Below are 7607 nucleotides of genomic sequence, written 5' to 3'. Positions count from 1 at the left end.
GCCCCACGCCGGTCCGATCACGACCCGAGCAGCCTCACCCTCAGTCACCTGCTGACGACGGACAAACAGTGCGCACCTCTGCAAGATCAGCTGTACCTAGCTCTGCACTCCAGGCCGTACCCCGACAGGGGTCCTCGCGGCCGGCGACCCCGAGCGGCCCTCGGCGCACCTCGCTCATTTGCGCGGAGGCGGTGTGGATCGCGACCTGCCGGCTGAAGGCCAGCGAGGCGGTTGTGTCGTCGCCGCCCCACATCGCCGCTGGCGCCGCGTAGACCTGCGGCACGGACCGGACCGGGAAGGCGTCGGTCGTCAGGGAAGCACCGAGGGAGGCGAGCTGGTCGACGAGCCACGCCCGGGCGGCGGCCCCGCCGGCCGAGCCGACGCGTCGGCCGGCGAAGCCGTCCCCGGCGAGGGCGGCGACGGTGGCCGTCATCCGGTCCGTCGACACCTGGCCGAGCAGGTCTGCCAGCAAGGCCGAGGACATCATCCGCAGCACCCCTGTCCCGCGGTGATGGCGTCGGCCTTGGCCTCGGCGTCGCAGCAGGAACCGGCGGCATGGGCGGCCTCCGCCGTGCCGCAGCAGCCGCCGGCCGTCGCCGCCTCACCGGCGGGAGGGAGGATCGCGCCGACCGCCTGGGCGGGGCTTCCGCAGCAGGAGCCAGATCCGGTGACCGCCAGGGCGGCGGCCGGGTCGCCGGCGAACCCGCCGGTGGTCTGGATGTTCTCGCTCATCAGGATGTCCCTTCCGGTTATCGGGGGCTGATCAGGGTGTAGACGGTGGTGCGGGCGCGTTCGTAGCGGCGCTGCGCGCGTTGGGCGGCGGTGGACACCTCCGCGCAGGAGTCGCAGAACACCACTCCCGCCGGCGCTGCCGATGACCGCCGAGCCTTGCCGAACATGACGATTCCTTCCCGACGGTGTCTGTCTTGACGTCTGTCTAAGCAGAGACTTGCACGCTGATTAGAGGGATGTCAACCTAGAGGCATGTCGAAGCAAGTCGTGCCCCTCGCCGTGATCGACCTGAACGCCGATGCACCCTGCTGCCCGCCGCTGGCGCAGCGCCGGGTGCCGGCAGAGACCGCCGCGGTCCTCGCGCCTGCGTTCAAGGCCCTGGGTGATCCGGTGCGGCTGCAGTTGATGTCGATGATCGCTTCCGCCGAAGGTGGGGAGGCGTGCGTGTGTGACCTGACACCGGCGTTCGACCTGACCGGGCCGACGATCTCGCATCATCTGAAGACGTTGCGTCAGGCAGGTCTGGTGGACGCCGAGCGGCGGGGCACCTGGGTCTACTACCGGGCGCGTCCGGGGATCCTGCGCCAGTTGGCGGCCCTGCTCACCGTCGCGCCAGCCGACTCGTAACCCACCGCCCGTGCGGGACGGCTGCCGCGCAGTGGGTCAGCGTCCTGCGCCGGACGTGCCGGTCGGCGCGGACGCCGGGACGGCTGCCGAGCGTGGCAGCCTGCGCCGTCCGGACAGGTGCGCGGCGAGGGCGCGCATCACGTGGGTGGCGTCGCGGCTGACGCCGCGCAGCGTGTTCGAGGCGAAGGACCGCTGGAACTCCAGCCCCACGTAGACGAGCCCTTGGTGGCTGGTGGAGAGTCCGCCCACCTGTCGGGGCGTGCCGTGCGCCAGGGCGCCGAGGGGCTCCAGGTAGCCCAGGTTCGGGCGGTAGCCGGTGGCGAAGATGACCGCGTCGACGCACTCGATGGTGCCGTCGCCCCAGACGACGCCGTCGGGGGTGAAGGCAGTGAACATGTGCCGACGGGCGAGCTGCCCGGAGGCGAGGGCGTCGCGGTAGACACCGGTGTCGAGCACGGCGGCGTGCCGGATCAGGCGGGTGAGCACGCCTCGGGGGAGGCGGTCCGCGCCGGTGACGCGCAGCCAGTGATGCAGGTCCCGCCCGCCGATGCGCTGCGGCAGGAACCGGACGGGTTCCCGGGTGGCGAGGGTGACGTGCGCGTGTGCCGCGAGTTCGTAGGCGACCTGCACCGCGGAGTTGCCCGCCCCGACGACGATCACCCGCTTGCCGGCATAGGGTCCGGGCCGGCGGTAGTCGGCGACATGCAGCAGGTCGCCGGTGAAGTCGCCCCGGCCGGGCAGGTCGGGTAGGTACGGGTTGCCGAAGGACCCGCTTGCGGCGACGACGCCGGCTGCGGCGATCTGCTCACCAGCGTCGGTGCCGATGAGGTACCCGCCGCCAGCGCGCGGGTGAACCTCGGTGACGCGTACGCCGGTGCGGATCTCGGCGTCGAGAGTGCCGGCGTAGCGAAGCAGGTAGGCGACGACCTCGTCACGGTGGGGGTAGTGGTCGGGGTCCCCGTCGAAGGCCATGCCGGGCAGCGCGCTGTAGCGGGCGGGCGAGAACAGGGTCAGGCTGTCGTAGTAGTCCGGCCAGGAGCCAGCCGGTGAGTCACCAGCGTGCAGGACAACCGGACGCAGGCCGACGGCGAGGGCGGCACGGGCGGCAGTGAGCCCCGACTGGCCGCCGCCAATGATGATCACGGGATCAGCTTGAGCGGTCATGCCACGATCATATCGTCATTTTGTTGAATGACAATATGAGGGTGACGAGGAAAGGTGTGACCATGAGCCAGACCGCCGCCGACCAGCCGACCGGGCCGCAGAGCGGTGCCCCGGGTCTTGCGCCGCAGACGCAGGAGTTCCTCAAAGCCCTCGGCAGCCCCACGCGGCAGCGGATCATGATGCTGTTCGCCCGCGGCGCCGAGATGTCCGTGGGCCAGGTGGCTGAGCGGGTCGGCATCAGTCAGGCCACCGCGTCGCAGCAGTTGACGCTGCTGCGACGCGGCGGAGTGGTCACCTCGCGACGCGACGGCAAGACGGTGTTCTACCGGGCCGACCGCGACGGCGCCCTCGCCGCCCTGGCTGACTTGCAGTCCTACCTGTCGACCTGCTGCTGATCGAGCCCCCCTAATGGCCGGACCCGCTGTGGGAACAGCTTGACTCTGGGAGGTGCCTCAGCAATCATTGAGTCAATGAATACTGAGTCTCCTTCCCTCGTGGGGCGTGCCCGAATCCACGCCGCACTTGGCGACCCGGCCCGCTTGGCGATCGTGGATGCGCTCACCCTGGGCGATGCCTCCCCAGGGGAGATCGCCCACACCCTCGACATGCCGACCAACCTGGTCGCCCACCACGTCAAGGTCCTCACCGACGCCGGCCTGGTCACCAAGGGCCGATCCGAGGGTGACCGCCGCCGCACCTACCTGCGGCTCCGCCCGGAGGCCCTCGCCGCACTCGCCGCTCCCCGGCTGACCGGCGTCGGCCGCGTGGTGTTCGTGTGCACCCATAACTCGGCCCGCTCCCAGCTGGCCGCCGCGCTGTGGAAGCAGCACACCCACAGCGACGTCGCCTCCGCCGGCACGAAACCTGCCGCCCGGGTGCACCCCCGCGCGCTGGCTGTGGCCTACCGCCACCACCTCGACCTCGACCCGACCAGCACCGCCCACGTCACCGACATCGTCCGTGACGATGACCTGGTGATCGCCGTGTGCGACAACGCCCACGAGGAACTGACCGGCCCGGTCCGCCCCCGCCTGCACTGGTCCGTGCCGGACCCGGTCCGCGTCGACACCGACGAGGCGTTCGAAGCCGCCTACGCCGACCTCGCCGACCGGGTCAACCGGCTCGCTCCCGCCGTTATCCCCGGAGGTCCCCGATGACCGACACCAGCCCCCACCAGGAGATCACCCTCGATCAGCAGGTCGCCCTACACACCGCCGCGACCCGACTGGCCGCCGAGTTCGACGGTACCTACGGCACCGAGACAATCGAGCGGTTCCTGCACAGCAGCTACGACCAGTTCGCCACCGTCGCCAGCATCGCGAACTACCTACCGCTGCTCGCCGAGCGCTTCGCCCGCCAACGGTTGCGTGCCCTCGCCCGGGTCGAAGGCCACCACCGCGACGGCCGTCCCGTCGTGCTGTTCCTGTGCACCCACAACGCGGGCCGCTCCCAGATGGCGCTGGGCTTCCTCACCCACCTCGCTGGCGACGGCGCGGTGGCGTGGTCCGGGGGCAGCGAACCCGGCATCGAGATCAACCCCTCCGCGGTCGCCGCCATGGCCGAACGCGGCATCGACATCTCAGAGGAATTCCCCAAGCCTTGGACCGACGAGGTCGTCCGTGCCGCCGACGTCGTGGTCACCATGGGCTGCGGCGACGCCTGCCCCGTCTTCCCCGGCACCCACTACGAGAACTGGGTCGTCGACGACCCGGCCGGGCTCGACCTAGCCGGCGTGCGGCCGATCCGGGACGAGATCGAACGCCGGGTACGCCGCCTGCTCGACGAGCTGAACGTCGCCGCCACCCGATAACCAGCACCGTCACAGCAGATGTGGTGACCGCTCGACCAGGAGAGAGAACAGACTGATGACCATCGCACTTCGGCGGCGCCTGCTGGCCGAGTTCACCGGCACCGCCCTGCTGGTCACCGCCGTGGTCGGCTCCGGCATCATGGCCACCACCCTCTCCCCCGGCGACGTCGGCCTCCAACTGCTGGAGAACTCCACCGCCACCGCGTTCGCCCTCGGCGCGCTGATCCTGATCTTCGGCCCGATCTCCGGGGCACACTTCAACCCGGTCGTATCCGCCGCTGACTGGTTCCTCGGCCGCCGCGCCGGCACCGGCCTCACCGCCCGCGACCTAGGCGGCTACATCGCAGCCCAAGTGCTGGGCGCGATCGCCGGTTCGGTGCTGGCGAACCTGATGTTCAACCTCGCCGCCGTCGACTTCTCCCACAAGGATCGGGCCGCCGGGCACCTGTGGCTCGGCGAGGTCGTCGCCACCACTGGCCTGCTCCTGCTGATCTTCGCCCTCGCCCGCTCCGGCCGCGCCCCCGTCGCACCCGCCGCCGTCGGTGCCTACATCGGCGCCGCCTACTGGTTCACCTCGTCCACCTCGTTCGCCAACCCCGCGGTCACCATCGGGCGGGCGTTCACCGACACGTTCGCCGGCATCGCGCCCGCTTCCCTCCCCGGGTTCGTCGTCGCCCAACTGGTCGGGCTGGTAGTCGGCGTCGGTTTGCTCGCTGCGCTCTACCCCGATGCTGGGCGGGCCGCCGATCAGGTCGTCGTCCCTGCGAAGGAAGGCGACCCGGTGCTGGACCAGCGCCCGTGACGGTCCCCAACCCCGAGCAGGGTGAGACAGAGATGGGCAACCGCCACCTGCTCAACCCGCCGCGCCCCGCCGGCCGCTACCGACTGCTCGACCACAACAGCGACCCCGACCGGTTCCTACCTGCAACCCGCGCCGAAGTGCCCATGAATCGGCCCTATGACCTGTACTGCAAGAAAGGCATCTGATGTCCAAGCCCAGCGTCCTGTTCGTCTGCGTCCACAACGCCGGCCGTTCCCAGATGGCCGCCGGCTGGCTGCGCCACCTCGCCGGTGACGCCGTCGAGGTCCGCTCCGCTGGCTCCGAGCCCGCCGACCAGATCAACCCGGTGGCAATCGAGGCCATGCGTGAGGTCAGCATCGACATCACCGCCAACAAGCCGAAGATCCTCGACTACGCCACCGCCGAAGCCTCCGACGTCATCATCACGATGGGCTGCGGCGACGTCTGCCCGGCCTTCCCGGGCAAGCGGTACGAAGACTGGCAACTCGACGACCCGGCCGGCCAGGGCCTGGACGCGGTCCGTCGCATCCGCGACGAGATCCGCACCCGAGTGGAGAACCTGCTCGCCGACCTGCGCCCCACCACCTGAACATCACCCCGCCCCACCTCGCCCGCCAGCCCCACCAGCGGGCGGCTCAACTGAGCAGGAGCCCCTCGTGCCCGACCCGTACCGCCTGATCATCATCGGCTCCGGGCCCGCCGGCTACACCGCGGCCCTCTATGCCGCCCGCGCCAACCTCACACCCCTAGTCATCGAGGGCGCCCAATCCGGCGGCGCGCTGATGACCACCACCGAGGTGGAGAACTTTCCCGGCTTCCCCGACGGCATTACCGGCCCCGAGCTGATGGACAATCTCCGCAAGCAGGCCGACCGATTCGGCGCCCAGTTCCTCACCGACGACGCCACCCACGTCGACCTCACCGGCCCCGGCCCGAAGATCGTGCACGTGGGCGAGCAGGCCTATCGCGCCGACGCTGTCATCCTCGCCACCGGATCCGCCTGGCGGCCCCTCGGTGTCCCCGGCGAACAGGAACTCCTCGGGCACGGCGTCTCCTCCTGCGCCACCTGCGACGGGTTCTTCTTCCGCGACCAGGACATCGCCGTTATCGGCGGCGGCGACTCGGCCATGGAGGAAGCCACCTTCCTCACCCGCTTCGCCCGCAGCGTCACCATCGTGCACCGCCGCGACACCTTCCGCGCCAGCCCCATCATGGCCGAACGCGCCCTCACCAACGACAAGATCCGCATCGCGTGGAACAGCATCGTCGAGGAAATCATCGGCAACAACGGTGCCGTCGTCGGAGCCCGCCTCCGTGACGTCCACACCGGCAAAACCCGGATCCTGGACGCCACCGGCGTGTTCGTCGCCATCGGCCACGACCCCCGCAGCGAACTCTTCGCGGGGCAGGTCGACCTCGACCCCGACGGCTACGTCACCGTTGAATCCCCCAGCACCCGCACCAACGTGCCCGGTGTGTTCGCCGCCGGTGACCTCGTCGACCACACCTACCGGCAGGCCATCACCGCCGCCGGCACCGGCTGCGCCGCCGCCCTCGACGCCGAGCGCTACCTCGCCGCCCTGCCCTAACCGACACCGCTTGAGGTCCTGGCCGAGCCGGCCGGACCTCAGGCCTACGACTCTCGGATTCGAGTGGCGATGTCCGCCACCGTGGCCTTCGCCGTCCGGCCCGCACCCACCAGCGTCGCCGACGCCGGCCCCGTCCAGTCGCCGTAGCCGAGCAAGTAGAGGCGGGACTCGTCTACCGACCGTGTTCCCTCGGTCTCCACCTCTCCGTGCCGCCCGCCTGGTAGCAGCGGCGCGAGATGGGTGAGGTTTGGCCGGAACCCCGTGCACCAGATGACGGCATCGCAGGACTGCTCGGCGCCGTCCGCCCAACGCACGCCGTGCGCGGTCAGCCGTACGAACATCGGACGGGCGTGCAGGACCCCGCGCTCCCGCGCATCGCGGACGGTGGGCACCATCACGATGTCCCCCAAGTCGCTGACACCGCCACCTGCACCACCGCCGGCCGCGCGGGTGGCAACCCCGAACAGCACCCGACCGTCGACGTCATCCGGCATGAACCGCGGAGGGCGCATGGTGACCCAGGTGGCCTCGGCGACCCGGGACACCTCGGCCAGGATCTGCGCCGCCGAGTTACCCCCACCGACGACCACGACCCGCTGCCCCCGGAAGTCCTGCGGCGAGGTGTAGTCCACCGTGTGCAACTGCCGACCGGCGAACGCCTCACGACCCGGGACGTCCGGCACGTACGGGCACTCCCACGTGCCAGTCGCCGAGATGACGTACCGGGCCAACCACGTCCCAGCCTCGCTCTCCACCGCTAGGTCGTGTCTCGAAGTGCGCGTAGCCATTCGTTGATGGCGGTGACGTGGATGGTGGCTTCGTAGCGGACGGCCAGCTTGTCGTACCTAGTGGCCAGACCACGGTGGCGTTTGAGCCGATTGAT

The 7607-nt window shown here is 70.4% G+C and carries 13 protein-coding genes and 1 pseudogene; 8 read left to right on the top strand and 6 right to left on the bottom strand.

Translation table 11 applies throughout. The features are described 5' to 3' along the window. Nucleotides 1-40 precede the first annotated feature (40 nt). The 3 genes from D7I43_RS31800 to D7I43_RS32935 are packed head-to-tail and all read right to left on the bottom strand — an operon-like array spanning nt 41 to nt 899. Entirely contained in the window at nt 41-487 is a 447-nt protein-coding gene (locus tag D7I43_RS31800) for a hypothetical protein (protein WP_147427371.1), read from the bottom strand. Continuing rightward, a complete protein-coding gene (locus tag D7I43_RS31795) occupies nt 484-732 on the bottom strand; it encodes a hypothetical protein (protein ID WP_240033319.1) in 249 nt (82 codons plus the stop codon). The genes D7I43_RS31800 and D7I43_RS31795 overlap by 4 nt, the downstream gene beginning before the upstream one ends. Before the next feature lie 17 nt (nt 733-749). Next, on the bottom strand, nt 750-899 hold the full coding sequence (locus tag D7I43_RS32935) for a hypothetical protein (protein ID WP_158610204.1): 150 nt from the start codon (nt 897-899) through the stop codon (nt 750-752). 85 nt (nt 900-984) lie between these two features. Here D7I43_RS32935 and D7I43_RS31790 point away from each other — a divergent pair, with 85 nt between their 5' ends. Then, nucleotides 985-1359 carry an ArsR/SmtB family transcription factor gene (locus D7I43_RS31790; protein WP_120332254.1) on the top strand — a complete coding sequence of 125 codons (375 nt, stop codon included), beginning with the start codon at nt 985-987 and terminating at the stop codon, nt 1357-1359. Between the two features lie 36 nt (nt 1360-1395). Here the strand turns inward: D7I43_RS31790 and D7I43_RS31785 are convergent, their stop codons facing one another. Beyond that, the gene (locus D7I43_RS31785; RefSeq protein ID WP_120332253.1) at nt 1396-2523 is read right to left on the bottom strand and encodes a flavin-containing monooxygenase; all 1128 of its coding nucleotides are present in this window, start codon (nt 2521-2523) and stop codon (nt 1396-1398) included. A 62-nt stretch (nt 2524-2585) separates the two neighbouring features. Between D7I43_RS31785 and D7I43_RS31780 the strand changes: the two genes are divergently transcribed. From D7I43_RS31780 to trxB, 7 genes are all read left to right on the top strand, one after another. Continuing rightward, on the top strand, nt 2586-2918 hold the full coding sequence (locus D7I43_RS31780) for an ArsR/SmtB family transcription factor (RefSeq protein WP_120332257.1): 333 nt from the start codon (nt 2586-2588) through the stop codon (nt 2916-2918). A 75-nt stretch (nt 2919-2993) separates the two neighbouring features. Next, nucleotides 2994-3680 carry an arsenate reductase/protein-tyrosine-phosphatase family protein gene (locus D7I43_RS31775; protein ID WP_120332252.1) on the top strand — a complete coding sequence of 229 codons (687 nt, stop codon included), beginning with the start codon at nt 2994-2996 and terminating at the stop codon, nt 3678-3680. After that, nucleotides 3677-4333 carry an arsenate reductase ArsC gene (locus D7I43_RS33970; protein WP_120332251.1) on the top strand — a complete coding sequence of 219 codons (657 nt, stop codon included), beginning with the start codon at nt 3677-3679 and terminating at the stop codon, nt 4331-4333. Before D7I43_RS31775 ends, D7I43_RS33970 begins: the two co-directional genes overlap by 4 nt. 55 nt (nt 4334-4388) lie before the next feature. Beyond that, a complete protein-coding gene (locus tag D7I43_RS31765) occupies nt 4389-5135 on the top strand; it encodes an aquaporin (RefSeq protein WP_120332250.1) in 747 nt (248 codons plus the stop codon). A gap of 32 nt (nt 5136-5167) precedes the next feature. Then, nucleotides 5168-5320, top strand: a complete 153-nt coding sequence (locus D7I43_RS32930) for a hypothetical protein (RefSeq protein WP_158610203.1) — start codon at nt 5168-5170, stop codon at nt 5318-5320. Then, a complete protein-coding gene (locus D7I43_RS31755; protein ID WP_120332248.1) occupies nt 5317-5724 on the top strand; it encodes an arsenate reductase ArsC in 408 nt (135 codons plus the stop codon). The genes D7I43_RS32930 and D7I43_RS31755 overlap by 4 nt, the downstream gene beginning before the upstream one ends. A gap of 67 nt (nt 5725-5791) precedes the next feature. Continuing rightward, nucleotides 5792-6724 (top strand): thioredoxin-disulfide reductase, encoded by a 933-nt coding sequence (gene trxB / locus D7I43_RS31750; RefSeq protein ID WP_120332247.1) that lies wholly within the window; start codon nt 5792-5794, stop codon nt 6722-6724. Between the two features lie 44 nt (nt 6725-6768). Here the strand turns inward: trxB and D7I43_RS31745 are convergent, their stop codons facing one another. After that, entirely contained in the window at nt 6769-7479 is a 711-nt protein-coding gene (locus D7I43_RS31745; protein WP_204985335.1) for an NAD(P)-binding domain-containing protein, read from the bottom strand. Between the two features lie 2 nt (nt 7480-7481). Next, nucleotides 7482-7607: pseudogene (locus D7I43_RS31740) on the bottom strand (IS5 family transposase); the annotation flags it as partial.

It is taken from the genome of Micromonospora globbae (assembly GCF_003610785.1).
Taxonomy (GTDB): Bacteria; Actinomycetota; Actinomycetes; order Mycobacteriales; family Micromonosporaceae; genus Micromonospora; species Micromonospora globbae.
Note: the sequence above shows the minus strand (reverse complement) of the source record. Positions and strands in the feature narration are given on the sequence as shown.